The sequence below is a fragment of the Anaerocolumna aminovalerica genome, assembly GCF_900115365.1.
Lineage (GTDB): Bacteria > Bacillota > Clostridia > Lachnospirales > Lachnospiraceae > Anaerocolumna > Anaerocolumna aminovalerica.
On sequence record NZ_FOWD01000015.1, the window covers coordinates 77,193 to 94,789 of the forward strand.

General features: G+C 36.0%; 18 protein-coding genes. 15 read left to right on the forward strand and 3 right to left on the reverse strand.

Going from position 1 to position 17,597, the window contains the following annotated elements; all coding sequences use genetic code 11:
* The first annotated feature begins 77 nt into the window (after positions 1-77).
* From BM183_RS10095 to BM183_RS10150, 12 genes are all read left to right on the forward strand, one after another.
* Positions 78-1,619, forward strand: coding sequence for an FGGY-family carbohydrate kinase (locus tag BM183_RS10095; RefSeq protein WP_091686646.1), 1,542 nt, complete (start codon positions 78-80; stop codon positions 1,617-1,619).
* A gap of 58 nt (positions 1,620-1,677) precedes the next feature.
* Positions 1,678-3,417, forward strand: coding sequence for an FAD-binding oxidoreductase (locus BM183_RS10100; RefSeq protein WP_091686648.1), 1,740 nt, complete (start codon positions 1,678-1,680; stop codon positions 3,415-3,417).
* Positions 3,418-3,459: 42 nt separating this feature from the next.
* A complete protein-coding gene (locus BM183_RS10105; protein WP_091686650.1) occupies positions 3,460-3,792 on the forward strand; it encodes a 6-phosphofructokinase in 333 nt (110 codons plus the stop codon).
* Positions 3,793-4,127: 335 nt separating this feature from the next.
* The gene (locus BM183_RS10110; protein WP_091686651.1) at positions 4,128-4,598 is read left to right on the forward strand and encodes a hypothetical protein; all 471 of its coding nucleotides are present in this window, start codon (positions 4,128-4,130) and stop codon (positions 4,596-4,598) included.
* A gap of 25 nt (positions 4,599-4,623) precedes the next feature.
* Positions 4,624-5,325 (forward strand): creatininase family protein, encoded by a 702-nt coding sequence (locus BM183_RS10115; RefSeq protein WP_091686652.1) that lies wholly within the window; start codon positions 4,624-4,626, stop codon positions 5,323-5,325.
* Between the two features lie 176 nt (positions 5,326-5,501).
* Positions 5,502-5,819: a glutaredoxin gene (locus BM183_RS10120; RefSeq protein ID WP_091686653.1), complete on the forward strand. Its 318-nt coding sequence runs from the start codon at positions 5,502-5,504 to the stop codon at positions 5,817-5,819.
* Positions 5,820-6,092: 273 nt separating this feature from the next.
* The gene (locus BM183_RS10125) at positions 6,093-6,764 is read left to right on the forward strand and encodes an RluA family pseudouridine synthase (protein WP_207650143.1); all 672 of its coding nucleotides are present in this window, start codon (positions 6,093-6,095) and stop codon (positions 6,762-6,764) included.
* Between the two features lie 59 nt (positions 6,765-6,823).
* Positions 6,824-7,561: a DUF434 domain-containing protein gene (locus BM183_RS10130; RefSeq protein ID WP_316284816.1), complete on the forward strand. Its 738-nt coding sequence runs from the start codon at positions 6,824-6,826 to the stop codon at positions 7,559-7,561.
* Positions 7,562-7,651: 90 nt separating this feature from the next.
* Positions 7,652-8,245: a TetR/AcrR family transcriptional regulator gene (locus tag BM183_RS10135; RefSeq protein ID WP_091686656.1), complete on the forward strand. Its 594-nt coding sequence runs from the start codon at positions 7,652-7,654 to the stop codon at positions 8,243-8,245.
* 92 nt (positions 8,246-8,337) lie between these two features.
* Positions 8,338-9,183 carry an ABC transporter ATP-binding protein gene (locus BM183_RS10140; RefSeq protein ID WP_091686657.1) on the forward strand — a complete coding sequence of 282 codons (846 nt, stop codon included), beginning with the start codon at positions 8,338-8,340 and terminating at the stop codon, positions 9,181-9,183.
* Positions 9,180-9,863, forward strand: a complete 684-nt coding sequence (locus BM183_RS10145) for a fluoroquinolone export ABC transporter permease subunit (protein ID WP_091686658.1) — start codon at positions 9,180-9,182, stop codon at positions 9,861-9,863. Before BM183_RS10140 ends, BM183_RS10145 begins: the two co-directional genes overlap by 4 nt.
* On the forward strand, positions 9,860-10,573 hold the full coding sequence (locus tag BM183_RS10150) for a hypothetical protein (protein ID WP_091686659.1): 714 nt from the start codon (positions 9,860-9,862) through the stop codon (positions 10,571-10,573). Before BM183_RS10145 ends, BM183_RS10150 begins: the two co-directional genes overlap by 4 nt.
* Positions 10,574-10,834: 261 nt before the next feature.
* On the opposite strand, the gene BM183_RS10155 is transcribed toward BM183_RS10150, so the two are convergent.
* From BM183_RS10155 to BM183_RS10165, 3 genes are all read right to left on the reverse strand, one after another.
* Entirely contained in the window at positions 10,835-12,187 is a 1,353-nt protein-coding gene (locus BM183_RS10155; protein ID WP_091686661.1) for an MATE family efflux transporter, read from the reverse strand.
* A gap of 63 nt (positions 12,188-12,250) precedes the next feature.
* Positions 12,251-13,426 carry an MFS transporter gene (locus BM183_RS10160; protein WP_091686662.1) on the reverse strand — a complete coding sequence of 392 codons (1,176 nt, stop codon included), beginning with the start codon at positions 13,424-13,426 and terminating at the stop codon, positions 12,251-12,253.
* A gap of 113 nt (positions 13,427-13,539) precedes the next feature.
* Positions 13,540-14,010 (reverse strand): hypothetical protein, encoded by a 471-nt coding sequence (locus tag BM183_RS10165; RefSeq protein WP_091686664.1) that lies wholly within the window; start codon positions 14,008-14,010, stop codon positions 13,540-13,542.
* A gap of 389 nt (positions 14,011-14,399) precedes the next feature.
* On the opposite strand from BM183_RS10165, the gene BM183_RS10170 reads away from it, so the two are divergent.
* The 3 genes from BM183_RS10170 (at position 14,400) to BM183_RS10180 (ending at position 17,485) form a co-directional block, all read left to right on the forward strand.
* Positions 14,400-15,644: an ABC transporter substrate-binding protein gene (locus BM183_RS10170; protein ID WP_091686666.1), complete on the forward strand. Its 1,245-nt coding sequence runs from the start codon at positions 14,400-14,402 to the stop codon at positions 15,642-15,644.
* A 96-nt stretch (positions 15,645-15,740) separates the two neighbouring features.
* The gene (locus BM183_RS10175) at positions 15,741-16,664 is read left to right on the forward strand and encodes a carbohydrate ABC transporter permease (protein WP_091686667.1); all 924 of its coding nucleotides are present in this window, start codon (positions 15,741-15,743) and stop codon (positions 16,662-16,664) included.
* Positions 16,664-17,485, forward strand: coding sequence for a carbohydrate ABC transporter permease (locus tag BM183_RS10180; protein WP_091686669.1), 822 nt, complete (start codon positions 16,664-16,666; stop codon positions 17,483-17,485). The genes BM183_RS10175 and BM183_RS10180 overlap by 1 nt, the downstream gene beginning before the upstream one ends.
* Positions 17,486-17,597: the final 112 nt, after the last annotated feature.

The following is a 17,597-nucleotide window of genomic DNA, read 5'->3' on the forward strand; positions in this document are numbered from 1 at the left end:
GAAGGTTGAGAGAAAGTAAATATTAAAAAAGGCTGCCACAAGTGATTCTTTCAACCCATGGGCGAATGGAGGTAAAGATGAAGAATCCGTTGATATTAACCTTTGATTTGGGGACCCAGAGTATGCGTGGAATGCTGGTGAATAAACAGGGGCAGATAGTATATATGATTCAGCATAAATACGAGACTCCATACTATTCCAAGAAACCGGGATGGGCAGAGCAAAAGCCAGAATTTTATTTTGATACATTATGCTTCATATCCAAGGAATTAAAGGGGAAAAGTCCAAATGGTTTTGATGATGTAATTGGGGTGACGCTGACCGCCATTCGGGATTCCTCGGTGTGTCTGGATGAAAATAATAAGCCTTTGCGGGATGTTATATTGTGGTTAGACAGCAGAGAAACAAATTATGTAAAACCTTTTAAGTGGTGGATTAAAACCGCAATGAAACTGGCTGGAATGGAAGCAACTTTGAATAAGCAATATAAGGTTTCAGCTGCAAATTGGATTATGGAGAATGAACCGGATATCTGGGAGAAGACCTGTAAGTTTGTTATGTTGCCTACTTATTTGAATTATAAAATGACAGGGCAGTTAAAAGATTGTCCTGCCAATATGATTGGTCATATTCCTTTTGATTACAAAAAGATGAACTGGCAGTCAAAAAATAATATAAAACGTTGTATGTGCGATATACCAAAGCTTCAACTGTGTGATTTGGTACAGACGGAAGAAACCATAGGAATGATTACAAATCAGATGGAAGAACTATCCGGAATACCTGAGGGACTCCCTCTTATTGCAACCGGGTCCGATAAAGGCTGTGAAACCTTGGGCTTATCGGTTATTAATGAAGAAAAAGCGGCACTGTCTTTTGGTACCACTGCAACGGTTCAGTTTGCTACAAAGAAATATTTTGAACCAAAGCGATTTCTTCCGGCATATCCCGGAGTACCTCCTGGAATGTACAATCCGGAAATTGAGATTTTCCGGGGTTATTGGTTAATTTCCTGGTTCAAACGTGAATTTGCCATGAAAGAATGTGTGGAAGCGAGGCGGAGAGGCTGTGATCCGGAGAAGATTCTAAATGAAAGGCTCAGAGAAATTCCTCCTGGATGTGACGGATTGATCTTGCAGCCTTTTTGGACACCTGGGGTTGTTATACCCAATGCCAAAGGTGCCATTATCGGATTCTCGGATGTTCATACAAGAATTCATATTTATCGGGCCATTATAGAAGGAATTGGGTTTGCATTAATGGATGGAATGTACAGCATGGAACGACGGTCAGGGCAAAAGATAAAAGAAATATATGTAGCAGGAGGCGGATCTCAAAGCGATGAAATATGCCAGATTACTGCCAATATGTTCGGACTTCCGGTTATACGTATTCAAACTCATGAAGCTTCCGGTTTGGGAGCATCCATTGCGGGATTTGTGGCAATGGGTGAATTTAAAAGCTATGAGGAGGCAATTTCACAGATGGTACATATTAAGGATGTATTTCAGCCGGATATGGAAGAACATATTATATATGAAAAACTTTATCATTATGTATATAAACGAATCTATTCAAGATTACTACCTCTTTATGTAAAAATAAAGCATTTAACATAGAGTGAAGTGTGAATTTGAGATGCCACAAGCGGCATTATGAAAGGAGCATGGTTATAAAATGAGTAAGCCATATCAAGGATTTGAACCAAAATGGGTTAAAGAAGCTGCACCAAATAACAGCTATCGGTCCATTTTCCGTTGGGGAGATCCCAATTATGTGAAATATCCAAAAGAGTCATTATACAAGATGATGAAAGAAACATTTGGAATGAAGGATGAAGATTTTAAACAATACACCGGTGATATTGGAATGGGGGAAGTAAAGCTTTCCATTCCATGCGGCTTAGACCAGGTACATATAAAAGCATTAAAAGATATAGCAGGCAGGGAGTTTGTAACAACGGAGGATTATCCCCGCCTGGCAGTTGCTTATGGTAAGACAGGTTATGATGCATTACGGCTTCGGGAAAAACGGGTTGACTGTGTACCGGATGTAGTTGTTTATCCGGATACAACAAAGCAGATTGAAGAGATTGTGGAGTACAGTACCAAACATAATATACCTCTTTATGTTTATGGCGGCGGCAGCAGTGTCACAAGAGGTGTGGAGCCAACTAAGGGCGGCATATCACTGGATATGAGACTTCGGTATAATAAAGTACTTTCCTTTAATGAGGTTGATCAAACCATTACTGTTCAGACAGGAATGTCAGGCCCTCAGCTGGAAGATGCATTAAATCAGGCTCCTGTTTTGTTTGGTGCAAAAAGGGCGTATACCTGCGGGCATTTTCCTCAATCTTTTGAATACAGCAGTGTGGGAGGCTGGGTGGTAACAAGGGGGGCCGGTCAGAACAGCACATATTATGGCTGTATCACGGATATAGTAATAGGACAAAAATATGCTACTCCAATCGGAACTATTCAAACAAGCCATTACCCAAGAGAAGCAACCGGCCCGGACTTAAACCAGATAATGATGGGTGGGGAGGGTGCTTTTGGTGTTCTCACAGAAGTAACCTTAAAAGTCTTTCGCTATATGCCTGAAAACAGAAAAAGATTTTCTTTTATCTTTAAGAACTGGGAAATAGCACAAGAAGCGGCCAGAGAAATGATGCAGTGTGAAGCCGGATATTCTTCTGTTTTTAGATTATCAGATCCCGAAGAAACAAATTTAATGCTGCGTTTATACAATGTGGATGAGACCCCTTTACATAGAATTTTTGATGTACGGGGATTTAAAGATATGGAACGATGCCTGTTTTTAGGCTTTACAGACGGTGAAAAAGGATTTTCTAAAAATGTTGCCAAAAATATTAAAAGAATTGCAAGACAGTATGGCGGTATGAGTTTAACCTCCTTTGTAACAAAGAGCTGGGAAAAAGGCCGGTTTACAGACCCGTATCTTAGAGATACTTTAATGGATTTCGGTCTTATAACTGATACCTTGGAATGTACTGTGAACTGGTCCAATATGGCACAGGTACATAGGGATGTGAGAGAAGTCTGTCATAAGTTACCTAATACCATTGTAACAACTCATATGTCACATTGTTACCCACAGGGAGCAAATCTTTATTTTATATTTATTACCAGAATGAATGATGCTGAAAGCTTTAAAGCATATCATAGCAGTATTTTGGATGCCATACAAAAATCCGGCGCCACCATGAGTCATCATCATGGAATCGGTAAAATGTTTGCACCTTGGCTGGAAGGACAGATTGGAAGAAAAGAATATGGTGTATTTAAGGTACTTAAGGATTATTTTGACCCTGGGTATAATATGAATCCTGGGGGAACACTTGGATTAGATTTAAAGGAAGAGGAAAAGCGGTTTTTAAAACCAGATATTCAATAATATATTAAGAAATTCAAGGGGCTAAGTTTTAGACAGTATCTTATGCAAAGGTGTGCGTCTCATATTGCCAGCGATACGGATATAAAGGAAGCAGGTATGCTAGGCATGAAAGCCTTGCAATGCGCCTTAGAAGGTAGAAATGGTATTATGGCATCTATTCAAAGGACTGGTTCTAAGCCCTATAGGGTAATATATTCTTCGGTACCAATAGAAAAAGTCGCTAATCATGAAAAAAAGGTTCCAAAAGAAATGATACATGAAAATGGCTGTGATATTACCGATAAAATGATAGAATATTTATTACCTTTAATACAAGGTGAGGTAAATATCAGGTATGAAAAGGGTATACCAAAGCATGTAAATATAAAGAGTTGACCGATTTAGGGGTTTTTGTAAAATAGCTTAAGCTATGAGCAAAAACTCCTTATTTGGATACAATTTCATCCATCTTTGTTGTACAATCCTGAAATGTAGTGGAAGTTGTCCGTAGAATGAAAAATACTACCAGAGGCAAACAAAATGAAATTTAACTTTAGAGCCATAATCTGCTTCCTTTTGAAAATTTTGAATGGTATAATAAGTTAATTAATAATGTGAATTGTAAAAATAAACGCTTTTCCGGTGAGCAATATGATGTAACTCTAAAGCTGCAATATAATTTATATAATCTGTATTTGTTTTATCAGATAAAAATTTAAGGGGGATTAATTATGGGTCATTTGGGTTTTTCATATATAGGACTGATTTTCTTACTGATGTTGACAATTCCTAATCTAATATGGACAAAGCACCAGCCTGATGGATACGATTTTCATGATGAAAACAAGGTCTTGTTAATCTTTGAACGTGTGGGTCAGGTTCTTGTTACCTGTACGTCACTGATTTTTTCAGACTTTAATCTTCGTCCTTGGTCTATTTGGACATTATGGCTTGTTGCTGCGGTAATACTAATGCTTATGTATGAATGCTGGTGGATAAGATATTTTAAAAGTCCAAAAGGATTGGCTGACTTTTACAGCAGCTTTTGTGGTGTTCCTGTAGCAGGTGCTACATTGCCTGTTGCTGCGTTTTTACTTCTTGGTATATATGGAAAAGTAGTCTGGCTCATAATTTCGGTAGTGATTTTAGGAATTGGGCATATTGGTATTCATCTGCAGCACCTAAAGGAAATCAATCAATAAATTAAATAACAAATGGGGGAGAAGCATGAAACTATTGGATTGTACATATACAGAAGTAAAGGAGCTTTTGAAAGAAAATAAAAATTTGATAATTCCAGCAGGAACCTGCGAACAACATGGACCTCATTTACCTTTAAATAATGATATTTTATGTGCAGAATATTTTGCGGAAGAATTATCAAAAGCAACAGGTTGTCTGGTTGCACCAACAATAAACTACGGTGTTAATCTACCCTGTGATCGTTCCTTTACAGGAACAACATCTATTTCAAAAGATACCTTAAGAAGAATGATAATAGAAATTATTGATTGGTGGAGGCATCAAGGATTTCTTAAATTCTTTATCATTACCTTTCATGGAGATCCATTCCATATAGATGCTTTGTCTGATATTTCAGATGATATATATATAATAGAGCCTTATGAGATTGATTATTCCGGCATATTAGAGAAGCAAACCACTATGAGACATTCCTGTGAAGCAGAGACGTCTGTTTCTTTATATTTATATCCCGAAAAGGTTAGAACTTCATTAATAGAAGAGCAAGATATAGTTTTTGAAGATTTCCGGGAATACCTGTTTCATGAGAAATGTGAAAAGCCCAACGGATATATTGGCTGCTTAGGGTATCCCAAATCAGCAACCAAAGAAAAGGGTAAAATACTTGTGGAGAAAATGATTGAAAGAACCATAAAGGAGTATCGTAAAATAACATTAGAGAATTAAATCTTGTTTCTGATTTGAAATTATTTGAACATGTGGATATGAAACCTTTGTACCGCTATGAAGTAAAATATAAAATGTGGATTGTAAATCTAATTATTAAAATGAAACTTGCATTCTTAAATACATTCTGATAAAGTTTTCTTATAATTTAATATAAAGGCAAAGGAGATTGCAGAATGAAAGTTATTATGTACGGTACCGGTATATGTCAGGATTGTGTAAAAGCCAATGAAGTATTAAAAGATTATTCTAACATAGAACTTGACTACAGAAATATTACAGAAACCACTACTGTATTAAAAGAATTTTTAGCTTACCGGGATCATGAATCAATGTTTGCTCCGTTTGTTGAAGCAGGAAAAATAGGAATACCGTTTTTTATTCTTGAGGATGGCAGAAAAACATTTGAACTCTCTGATTTTGTGGACATAGAAAAATCAGAAATACAAAGTTCTATAGGTTCCTGTTCTATTGAAGGTAAAGGCCAATGCTAGTTTTTTAATATATATATATCTAATACCATGATTCTGATTTAATAAAATCATGAATGAGAATAATACAGAATAAAATTGTAAAAAAGTTTAGGAACCGATATAGTACGGTTCCTATTTTTTTTATAAAAGTAAATTCTTTTAATTTGCTTTTTTCTATGATATACTCACATAAGTTATTCAACGTTTAAGAATTGAATATATAATTAAGGCACTTTTACGTCAGTATAAAATGCTATCCACTATTAGAAGGTGAAAGCCGGAATCGAGGTTATTTTGATAGAAATATTATATGAAGATAAAGATTTAATTGTATGTGTAAAGCCTGTAGGAGTACTTTCCCAACCGGGTATGGGAGAAGGGGAAGATATGATTACACTGCTTACCGAACATTTAGTAGAAAACAAGGAGAAACCATATATTGGTCTGGTTCACCGATTGGATAGAAATGTAGGCGGTGTTATGGTATTTTCTAAAAAACAAGCAGTTACTTCAAAACTATCACAAGCAATTCAAGAGAGAAATTTTACCAAAGAGTATATGGCAGTGATTCATAATAAACCAGAAGAGCCATCAGGAATTTATAAAGATTTATTATTTAAAGATTCTGGGAAGAATAAATCCTTTGTTGTAAAGAGGGTTCGAAAAGGAGTAAAAGAAGCTTCTTTAGAGTATACTGTTTTAGATAGCATAAATGAGGAAAAGGGTGAACTTACCCTGGTTCGTATTAAATTGCATACCGGAAGAACTCATCAGATACGAGTACAATTTTCTTCTAGAAGAACACCTTTATTAGGTGATGGTAAATATGGCAGTAAGGATAATAGATGCGAAATTGCTTTATGGTCCTATCGCCTGGCTTTTTGCCATCCTATAACAAAGAAAGAGATTGATTTTACGAAGATAGCTCCAAGTATTTATCCATGGGATCTATTTAATGTTAATTAGTTTTATAACTTAATACCAGAAGTGAAAGAGTAGCATAAACATCAAAGCTAGAGGATGAAATGATGACTAAGATAGTAAAACGTGGATATTGTTTGAAAGATGAAATCGAGTTCGGTAGTCAGTGGAAAGACAGATTAAACCGGGCGGGAGAAGAGTTATATTATCTATTAAACCGCGGTTATAAGTTAAATCCTTCTTCTACTTTTATTGGAAATCATTATATGCTTTCGGAGCGGCAGCGGTTGGCTCTGGTTAGAATGATTGCTTCAAAGAAGCAGTTAGAGATACGGATAGAGAAAGAATTATCTCCTGCAGAACTACCTAAAAGGGTAGTAGTAGATGGGTTTAATACCATTATAAGTTTAGAGGTGGCATTGTCTGATTCTTTAATTATTAAGGGAATGGATGGCACCATAAGAGACTTGGCCGGACTTCGGGGTACTTACAGAATAATAGATAAAACCACTCAGGCGGTTCAGTTGATATTTCAAGCTTTGGAGGAATTAAATATATCTGAGGCAGTATTTTATTTAGACCAACCGGTTTCTAATTCAGGCAGATTAAAGAGTCTTATTATAGAAATTGCAAAAAATTATAACCTATCGATTGAGGTGGAAGTTATATATGATGTAGATAGAGTTCTGGAAAAGATGGAAGGAGTGATATCAAGTGATGCAGTTATTCTGGATAAATGCATTAGTTGGTTTAACCTAAATGGCTGGATAACAGACAGGTATGTGCAGCAGGCTTGGGTATATGAAATGAATGCTTCCTTATTTGAGAATAAATACCTATAATATATAGCTTAATAACATCATTGACACCAATAAAACAATTTGTTATTATGACTATATGAACAGAGTTAGTCAAAAAGGGAGGAGAGGATTTTGCCAAAGTGCTATTCCCAACAAGAGAGAGAATATATTATCAAACGCTTAAAAGAAGAAGCAGCTAAATGCCTTTCACAATACGGAATTAAGCGAACAACAGTTGATGAAATTGTCAAACGTGTAAAAATTCCAAAGGGTACATTTTATTTATTTTATCAATCAAAAGAATTATTATTATTTGACGTTATATTGGAGGAACACGATAAGATTGAGAAGCAGTTATTAGAAGCTTTATCAAGATTAAACCCGAAAGAAATCACTTGTGAGCAATTGACGGATTTACTTTTTGAATTTTTTAAAGTTGCTGAGGATATGCCTATCTTAAAAATGCTTAATTCCGGTGAGATTGAGATATTGACCCGTAAGTTGCCCGCTGATATTGTTACAAATCACCTCCTTCAAGATAAATCTATGGTTGAGAGATTTTTTGAAAAGTTCGTACCTGAAGGGAATAAGGACATGGAGGTATTTAGTGTTGCTTTTAGAAATATCTATTTTGCAACTCTCCATAAAAACGAGTTTGATGAACGACATTATGACGATGCTTTGAAACTTTTAATTCAAGGTTTGGTAATACAATTACTGCAATAAAAAGGTCCGGCAAAAAAATGAACTGCCGGACTTATAATTAAATTTATATTGACTATATATAGCATGATGGTCAAATGGTTTGGAGGCGGAATATGATTAAGGTAAAGAATGTATCATTTAGTTACACAAAAAAGCCCTTTGTAAAAGACATTAGTTTTTCCGTTGGTGGTGGTGAGATTTTTGGATTTTTAGGACCCTCCGGTGCAGGAAAAACCACATTACAGAAGATATTAACAGGATTAATATCTACTTATGATGGATCTGCTGTTGTGGCCGGTATGGAATGCAAGCGGCATAATAACAGTTTCTACGAAAAGATTGGCGTAGATTTTGAATTTTCTACGTTATATGAGAAATTAACGGCACGGCAAAACCTGCAATTTTTTTCTTCTCTTTATAGGAATCAACCGGCTTCTATTGACAATTTATTGGAAGCAGTGGGATTACATAATGACGCAGATAAGAAAGTATCAGATTATTCCAAAGGGATGAAGTCTCGGTTGAATTTTATTAAATCACTACTGCATGATCCATCTATTCTTTTTCTTGATGAACCCACAAGTGGCCTTGATCCAACAAACAGTCGGTTAATGAAGGACATGATTTTAGAAGAAAAACGTAAGGGGAAAACCATAATTATAACTACTCACAATATGCATGACGCAACAGAACTCTGCGACAAGGTAGCCTTTATTGTAAATGGGGAAATTCGTGCTTGGGATAGCCCCCATAATTTAATCATGTCAAAAGGAGCAGCAAAGATTACTTATTCTTATTTTGAAAATGGAGAGCAGACGTCATCCTGTTTATTAAAAGAAATATCGGAGGATACAAAACTACAAATGCTGATAAAAGATAATAGTCTGTTATCCATCCATAGCAGTGAACCAACTTTAAATGATATTTTTATTGATTTGACTGGGAGGACACTGTTATGAGAATGATAAATTTAATTGTAGGGGATATACGATTTCAGATAAAGTACGGCTTTTATTTTGTATATACGGTGCTTACGGCTATTTATATTATTATACTTCATACTTTTCCGCCCTCATGGCGTGAACATGCTGCGGTTATTATGATTTTTTCTGATCCTGCAGCTATGGGGCTGTTTTTTATGGGTGCAATTATTTTACTTGAAAAAAGTCAGCGTGTGTTAAATGCTCTTGCTATTTCTCCTGTCAAAGTAACGGAATACATAATCTCGAAAGTAGTATCTTTAGGATTAATTTCAGTTGTTGTTGCAGGGATTCTTTCAATATCGGTAAAAAAGGAGAATTTACTCATAGTATTATTGGCCACAGCTATGACCTCAACTATCTTTACTCTTTTAGGTTTGATTGCAGGTGCAAAAATAGCAAGCCTTAATCAGTTTCTTATTGCAACTGTACCACTGGAAATGATATACTTTGCTCCTCCAATATTATATTTGTTTGGCTATAGTCCGGCATTTTTAAGGTTTTATCCTTTAAACCTTTGCATGAGCTTAATAGCAGGGAAATATGAGAAGGTTCTAATCAGTATTGTGATTATTTTTGCAACCATAGGTATTCTGTTTTTGGTCGCATATCGTTGTACATTGAAGATGTGGAAAAGCGTGGGAGGTGTGAAACTGTGAAAGCAATTAAATCGAATTTCAGGCAATTCCTACTTTTTCTTAAAAATGACAACATGATGTTTGCAGCCTGCTTTGCTCCACTGATATGTGCATTACTTTTTCGTTTTGATGTTCCCCTGCTGGAAAAACTGGTAACAAGTTATTTTAACGTTTCAGAAATCCTCACACCTTACTATGCACTTTTTGATTTATTTTTATCAGTACTGTCGCCAGCCATGTTCTGCTATGTTGCCGCTATGATGATTTTGGAAGAAAAGGACGATCATATTGTTGAATATCTGTTTGTAACACCTTTGGGCAAACAGGGATATTTGGTATCAAGACTTGGTGTGCCGGAGGGGATTTCCATTGCAGTTACAATTATTCTTCTATCATTTTTTAATCTCTCAAAAGTGCCAATTGCTGCAAATATTTTGCTTTCTGTAGCAGGAGCAGCACAGGGAATTATTACTGCCCTTATAATAGCGTTATCATCCAACAAGTTAGAGGGAATGGCGTCAGCAAAGTTAACTTCTCTTATGTCACTTGGCATAATTGCACCTTTTTTCATACAAAAGGGAACACAATACCTGCTTTCACCGCTACCTTCATTTTGGATGGCAAAAGGGGTTTATGAAAATAATTATTTATATATGGTTTTATCCCTAGTATTATCATCTATTTGGATAGTATTTTTAATAAAAAGATTCGCACCCAAAACCACCGGATAAGGATACGTATGAAATCATAGAAACTATAAAGGGCGGTCTTGAAATCGAAATTCAAGACCACCCTATAATTACCCTTATATCGCGAAAGCTTTTGCTGCCTCAAAGCCAATTCCGCCACCGGCTCCTGTTAGCAAAATAACTTTTCCCTGCAAATGGTCTTTACAATTTGTACTATTTTCCACAAGCATAGCCTTTGCCCCTCTACAATAGTTTTCTTTTCCCAAAGTTACCATGTTAGACTTTAATTCCCCAAATTACATATTATTTTGCCGTTTTTACAAAGCTGTGAAGCCAGTCAACTTTTTTATAATAAATAAGAAATGTTATTGAACTTAGCATCCAGGTTAATGGATATGCCCAAAAGATTACCCGTATATCCGGTATAATACGTACCATAATTGTTATATAGCTTATGCGGATCACACACCAACATACAAGCATAACAATCATGGGAACAGTAGATTTCCCTGCACCTCTTAAGATTCCGGACAGACAGTGGGATAGGGCCAGCAGGCAATAAAACAATGCCTCTGTTCTTAACTGCATAACGCCAAATTCTATAACATCCGGTTGACTATTGAAGAATCGAATCAATACCGGTGCCAATATCCATAATAGTACACCTACAGTTTCTGCTAACAGCACCCCCGTGAGAATACCGAAACGGGCACCTTTTTTTGCACGTTCATATTGTTTAGCTCCCAGATTTTGCCCTATAAAAGTTGTTAAAGCTACACTGAAACTGGTAATTGGTAAGAATGCAAAGCCTTCAAGTTTTGAGTAACTGCCGCATCCTGCCATGGCAACAGAGCCAAAACTATTGATGTTGGACTGAACGATGACATTTGCAAATGCTATCACAGAATTTTGAACACCGGTTGGGATACCCATTTTTAAAATTTTTATAAGCATGTTAAATTTAATGCGTATTTGTTTAATATGTATCCGGTGTTCTCCCTGAACTCTCATAAGCTTAATAAATCCAAGAATAGCACTGACAAACTGTGAGATTACAGTTGCAATAGCAGCACCGCCGATACCATACCCCAGGACAGCTACAAATAAAAGATCTAAAACAACATTGATGATTGCAGCTATAATCAGGTAGTAAAGAGGATGCCTGCTGTCACCAACTGCCTGAAAGATACCCATGCATGCATTATACATAACAATGCCAATTCCCCCTGCAAAATACAACTGAAAATACATAATAGAATTGGGAAGTACATCCTCTGGTGTTCCCATCATCTTCAGCATCCAAGGTGAAAATATCATTCCCAAAGCTGTTACAATTATTCCGGCAATAATTCCAAAAGCAATGGTGGTATGAACTGCAATGGATAACTCTTTCTTATCTTTTGCTCCAAAATAACGGGCAATAATCACACCTGCTCCTACGAAAATTCCATTTATAAAGCCTACGATTAAAAAAATCAGGCTGCCGGAAGAGCTTACCGCAGCAAGTGCATCCTTTCCAAGAACATTTCCAACAACAAGGGAATCCACAACGTTATAAAGCTGCTGAAATAAATTTCCCAAAAAGATGGGCATGGCAAATAATACAATTTTTTTTGAAATTTTTCCTTCTGTCAAAGTTTTATCCTTCCTGTACATAATCTTCAACTTATTATCATAGTTGATGTGAAGTATATATGCAAGTACCAAAAGAAAAAATATCTACGACTCCGTAACATGAAACACATTAGTAAACACAAACCCCAACATCATAACAATTGCTACTACTATAGCACTCATTCCAGCCCATATCCCAAAATTATCTGATAGCGAACCTACTATAATTGGCATTAAAATAGAGCCAATACCCCCTAACATAAGCAGAACTCCCATAGACATGGGATATAACTTAATGGTACCTCCAAATGTAGAAACTGTTATAGGATAAATGCCTGCCATAGAAAATCCCAGACCCATAATTGCAATTGTAATTACCAATATGTTTTGTGTAGACAATAATAATAGGTAAAAAGCAACCGTTCCAATGCTTGTTATTAAAAGCAACATCTTCTTTGGTACCTTATCTCCAATAAATGCACAGGTTAATCTTCCGGCTAGAATAACTGCCCACAATAAAGAAGCAAGCATTTGAGCATATTCTCTGGTCATAATTTCGGAATCAATAAAATATTTTACGATCCAGCCATTAATAGCTGATTCTGCACATAAATAGAAAAAGAGAATTCCGGAAACTATCCAAAAATGCTTTAATTTTAAAAATTGGTATGATGTGCTTTCCTTTCTTTTGGCCACATCATCTATTTTCATTCGTGAAAATAAGATCATAGACATAATTGCAAGAAGAATTATAACACCGGCAGCTATTTTCCAGCCACTGTCTCCAGCTATGTTCGTACATGCAATAACCAGGAAGGGAGCGGTTAACGCACCAACCGCAAATACACTATGTAAAATATTCAAGGCTACAGAGCTGCTGTCTGATACTTCATTTACAACAGTATTATTAAAATTAGAAATACTGCCCCTGCTTAATCCTGTAAATAAAAAGCCCAAAATCAATAGAACCGGATTGCCTGTTATAATCATAATAGAAAAGCCCATAACTACAAAACTACACAAAAATAATATTGATTTTTTTCTTCCTAAATAAATCGGCAACACCCCTGCGATAAATCCTGCAATTAGATTACCTGTTTGATGTGCCGATAACAAAGCTCCGCTAACTGTATTGTTAAGCCCATATTCACTACTGATAAGTGGTAAAAATGATCCTAAAATCATAGCATATAAACCGTTGACTGCAAAAACAAAGAAACAGCATTTTAGTATGTATCTATTGTTCTTGTCAAGTTCTGTGTAAAATGATGGAATACCCATTAAAATAAATCCTCCTGTCTAAATCAAAATGCTCAACGAGGGTATTGTACCATATATTATATTAAATACAAGTCTGGTTAATGATGACAGAAAGAGTAGTAAACACAATAATATTATTTTAATTTAATAGGTATAAAAGTTTCCATTTGGGCCCAACCTTGTAGATCTATAATTTCCTTGGGTGTGATAATATGTCCCATTGCATAATGATCAGGGCGCATATCCAACTCAAAAATCTCTGAGCTTTTGATGTATTCCATAGCTTCATTATATAATCTACCGTTAGTTTCTTCGTCACCATCCCTATAGGTATAAGTAAGATAGTATCCACCATCGAAATCAACAACCTTGTTACCACCATCATTCATATCATCACTTAATGCCCACCACCATACCATACCCTGGTTTTCTTCATCAAAGAACAAAAAATCCCTTGGCATAAAATTATCCCTTGCTGAGGGGATGATTTCAGAAAAGTACCTATCAAATCTCCCCAATATACCATTTGTAGAAAAATCAAAGTTCTTATCCACATCAGATGAAGCAGCTTTAAAAGGCGGTAAAGATATAATTCTAAACTCCATAAAGATACCTTCTTTCATTCTATTTTACTTATTTGTATCTTACTATATTATTCCTAATAAAGGAAGTTATTTAAATATCTAATTAAATGAACTTATACGCTAGTGTGATAAGTGTAGGGGAAAGTTTTAAATTTAAATACAGAGAATCCACTGTTATAAGTTTTATAACAAGATACATAATAAAATAAAAGGAAATAATATTAAGTGAGTGTATAGTTTTGCAAAAACACCGTTTGGTGATTATGCATAAAAAATGTCGAAAAAAATGTAACATATATAGAAATATCAATAGATAAACTAAAACTATTGAAATGTTAACTAGTAAATACTATAATATATTTACTTAGTAATATTGAAATATATTTACTAAAAGAATAGGAGGAAGGTTCATGAAAAAAAGGTTAGCAGCACTATGTGTATTATCTTTAGCAGTGGTAACAATTTTTACCGGATGCAGCAAGAACAATAATAAGGACAATACAGATAACTCAAAAGGAGGTAAAACAAAAATTCGTTTTGCATCCTGGGATGTAGCAGAAGATGTAGACCGTCAACAGGCACTGGTAGATAAGTTTAATGCAGCACATGATGACATTGTGGTAACTCTGGAAGCCTACGGCAGCGACTTTGATACAAAAATCAGTGCAGGTATGGGTTCAGGGGATGCACCGGATGTTATGTACATGTGGAACTATCCGGCATATTCCGGAGGATTAGAACCTCTGGATGGATACATTGAGAAAGAAGGAGAAAATTATAAGTCTAACTTCTATGAAACGCTCTGGAACTATAATTCCATCAATGATCAGGTTTACGGTATTCCTATTGGATTTACAACACACGCCTTATTCTACAACAAGGATATATTTGCAGAAGCAGGTGTGGCAGAACCTACAGCGGATTGGACCTGGGAGGATTTAAAGGCAGCAGCAAAAACCATTACAGAGAAAACTTCAGCATTAGGATTTTCTTTCCAGATGAAGCCGGATCCTTATGATTTTGAGATGTACCTGTGGAGTAATGGATCTGCATATTGCGATCAGGATGGAAAACTAGAAGGAAATTTAAATTCTGAGAAATCTCAGGAGGTATTCCAGATGTTCCAGGATATGGAGAAGGAAGGATATGCAATAGCTTCAGAAAAAAGTGGAACAGATGAATTCCGTTCCGGTGCAGTAGCGATGTATGTTTATGGCTCCTGGGCAATCAGTTCACTTAAGGAAGATCAGTTGAATTACGGTGTAACTACCATTCCTGCCTTTGCTAATGCAGGTCAGGATTCAGTAAGTATTTTAAGCTCCTCTGGTATCTCAATGTCCAAGGATAGCAAGAATAAAGATGCAGCATGGGAATTTATAAAATTCTGGACAAATGAAGAAGCAAATAAAGAACGTATTGGTTTGGAATTACCTGTATTAAACAGCGTTGTAGAGTCAGAAAAAATTATGGAACAGCCTGAATATGCACCTTTTTATGTTATGTTGGAGCAAAGTAAGGGTTATACACCGGCAAGCTTTATTATTAAGGATTGGTCTGAAAAATCAGAAAACCTGTCCTTATCCTTTGAAGAAATATTCAACCCTAGTGTTTTACAAAGTGTACCGGATGTATTAAATAACGCGGTACAGCAGTAAGCAGGAAAAGAAAGCTTTAGTAAGCTATCTGGGGCATAATGCCCCGGATAACTTGCATCTTTTACAAATAAAGAAGGGTCTAGGCAGGTGAAAATTATGAAGCGCAAAAAGTTTATAAGGAAAGCAACCCCGTATTTCTTCATTTCTCCATGGATAATTGGTTTTTTAGTATTCACAATAGGACCGCTCATCTTGTCTCTTATCATGAGCTTTTTTGATTGGCCGTTGACAACTGAGCCGGTGTTTAGGGGATTTGGGAACTACATAGAGATGTTCACTAAGGACGCCCAGTTCTGGAAGTCTCTAAGAATCAGTCTAAAATACGCAGCAATTTTTGTACCGTTAAACATGGGAATTGCGCTATTCCTTGCCATGCTGATTACACAGCCGGTAAGAGGAGTAAAAGTATTCCGTACTATTTTCTATATTCCAGCAGTTATATCCGGTGTAGCAGTTTCTATTATCTGGGGATGGATCTTAAATGGTGACTATGGCGCATTAAATTATTTATTATCCTTAATTGGAATCGAAGGTCCAAGATGGCTGGTAGATCCCGCATGGGCATTATTTGCAGTTATCCTTGCCAGTGCCTTTGGTGTTGGTACCATGATGCTCATATTTTATACTAATATTAAAAGTATACCTATCACGGTGTATGAAGCAGCTTCACTTGACGGGGCCAGTCCCGCAAGACAGTTTTTCAGTATTACTTTACCAATTATAACACCTACAATTTTATTTAATCTGATTACCTCAATTATTGGTTCTTTCCAGCAGGTTACTCTTGTAATGCTGTTGACTGGCGGAGGTCCCTTAAAATCCACTTATTTTTATGGACTTTACACATATAACAACGCCTTTAAACATCATAAATTAGGCTATGCAAGCGCCAATGCCTGGGTGATGTTTATCATAATATTAATTTTAACAGCACTGGTTTTTAAATCCTCATCAACATGGGTATTTTATGAGGCAGAAGCAAAAAAAGAAAATAAGAAGAGAAGGGGAGGTAAAAAGTAATGAAGATGTCAAGAAAAACGAAAGCTATAATATATATTTTACTGACAGTAATTGCGGTATACTTCCTTGCACCTTTTGTATATATGTTCTTTACTACTTTTAAAACAGAGGCAGAGGCAATTGCATATCCGCCGAAACTGTTACCTTCAAAATGGCTGTTTGAGAATTTTGTGAATGCTTGGAAATCACAACCTTTTGGAACTTATTTAAAGAACTCCATTTTGGTTACCGTATTGACTACCACAGGTCAGATACTTTCATGTTCTTTGGTTGCCTACGGTTTCGCTAAATTTGAATTTAAAGGGAAAAACATCCTGTTCATGATTCTTCTTTCAACCATGATGATTCCCTGGGATGTTACCATGATTCCACAGTACATGGAATTTAATATGTTTGGATGGATTAATACATTAAAGCCTTTAATCATACCGGCATGGTTCGGTTCGGCTTATTATATTTTCCTTATGAGGCAGTTCCTCATGGGAGTTCCAAAGGATTTTGAAGAAGCTGCCCGTATCGATGGAGCCAACTCTTTTCAGATTTATTGGAAGATATATATGCCAATTTTAAAGCCCTCCCTTATTCTGGTGGGCGTTCTGAATATGATTTCAGTATGGAATGACTATCTTGGACCATTGATTTTCTTACAGGAAAGAAGCAAATACACACTGGCATTAGGGCTGGCAGCCTTTAAGGGAGTTCACAGTACGAGAATTATTCCTATGCTTTGCATTACAGTTATTATGATTATACCACCAATTATTGCATTTATTGTTGCACAAAAATACATTGTAGAAGGAACCAGTGGTTCCATTAAATAAGAAAAAGCGGCCGGGTAGCTTATTTCAGATAGTATGTGTTCTGTTTTCTGCCCGGCTTTACATTTATCTCAGTTACCAAAACTATCATTTATAGTTATATTATTTAGATAAG

What these genes read in the sequence shown, in the direction of transcription:
- BM183_RS10100 (WP_091686648.1), top strand. Translation starts at nt 1,678, where the DNA reads ATGAGTAAGCCATATCAAGGATTTGAACCAAAATGGGTTAAAGAAGCT.
- BM183_RS10175 (WP_091686667.1), top strand. Translation starts at nt 15,741, where the DNA reads ATGAAGCGCAAAAAGTTTATAAGGAAAGCAACCCCGTATTTCTTCATT.
- BM183_RS10130 (WP_316284816.1), top strand. Translation starts at nt 6,824, where the DNA reads ATGATGACTAAGATAGTAAAACGTGGATATTGTTTGAAAGATGAAATC.
- BM183_RS10115 (WP_091686652.1), top strand. Translation starts at nt 4,624, where the DNA reads ATGAAACTATTGGATTGTACATATACAGAAGTAAAGGAGCTTTTGAAA.
- BM183_RS10095 (WP_091686646.1), top strand. Translation starts at nt 78, where the DNA reads ATGAAGAATCCGTTGATATTAACCTTTGATTTGGGGACCCAGAGTATG.
- BM183_RS10145 (WP_091686658.1), top strand. Translation starts at nt 9,180, where the DNA reads ATGAGAATGATAAATTTAATTGTAGGGGATATACGATTTCAGATAAAG.
- BM183_RS10170 (WP_091686666.1), top strand. Translation starts at nt 14,400, where the DNA reads ATGAAAAAAAGGTTAGCAGCACTATGTGTATTATCTTTAGCAGTGGTA.
- BM183_RS10105 (WP_091686650.1), top strand. Translation starts at nt 3,460, where the DNA reads ATGCAAAGGTGTGCGTCTCATATTGCCAGCGATACGGATATAAAGGAA.
- BM183_RS10160 (WP_091686662.1), bottom strand. Translation starts at nt 13,426, where the DNA reads ATGGGTATTCCATCATTTTACACAGAACTTGACAAGAACAATAGATAC.
- BM183_RS10110 (WP_091686651.1), top strand. Translation starts at nt 4,128, where the DNA reads ATGGGTCATTTGGGTTTTTCATATATAGGACTGATTTTCTTACTGATG.
- BM183_RS10165 (WP_091686664.1), bottom strand. Translation starts at nt 14,010, where the DNA reads ATGGAGTTTAGAATTATATCTTTACCGCCTTTTAAAGCTGCTTCATCT.
- BM183_RS10140 (WP_091686657.1), top strand. Translation starts at nt 8,338, where the DNA reads ATGATTAAGGTAAAGAATGTATCATTTAGTTACACAAAAAAGCCCTTT.
- BM183_RS10155 (WP_091686661.1), bottom strand. Translation starts at nt 12,187, where the DNA reads ATGTACAGGAAGGATAAAACTTTGACAGAAGGAAAAATTTCAAAAAAA.
- BM183_RS10180 (WP_091686669.1), top strand. Translation starts at nt 16,664, where the DNA reads ATGAAGATGTCAAGAAAAACGAAAGCTATAATATATATTTTACTGACA.
- BM183_RS10120 (WP_091686653.1), top strand. Translation starts at nt 5,502, where the DNA reads ATGAAAGTTATTATGTACGGTACCGGTATATGTCAGGATTGTGTAAAA.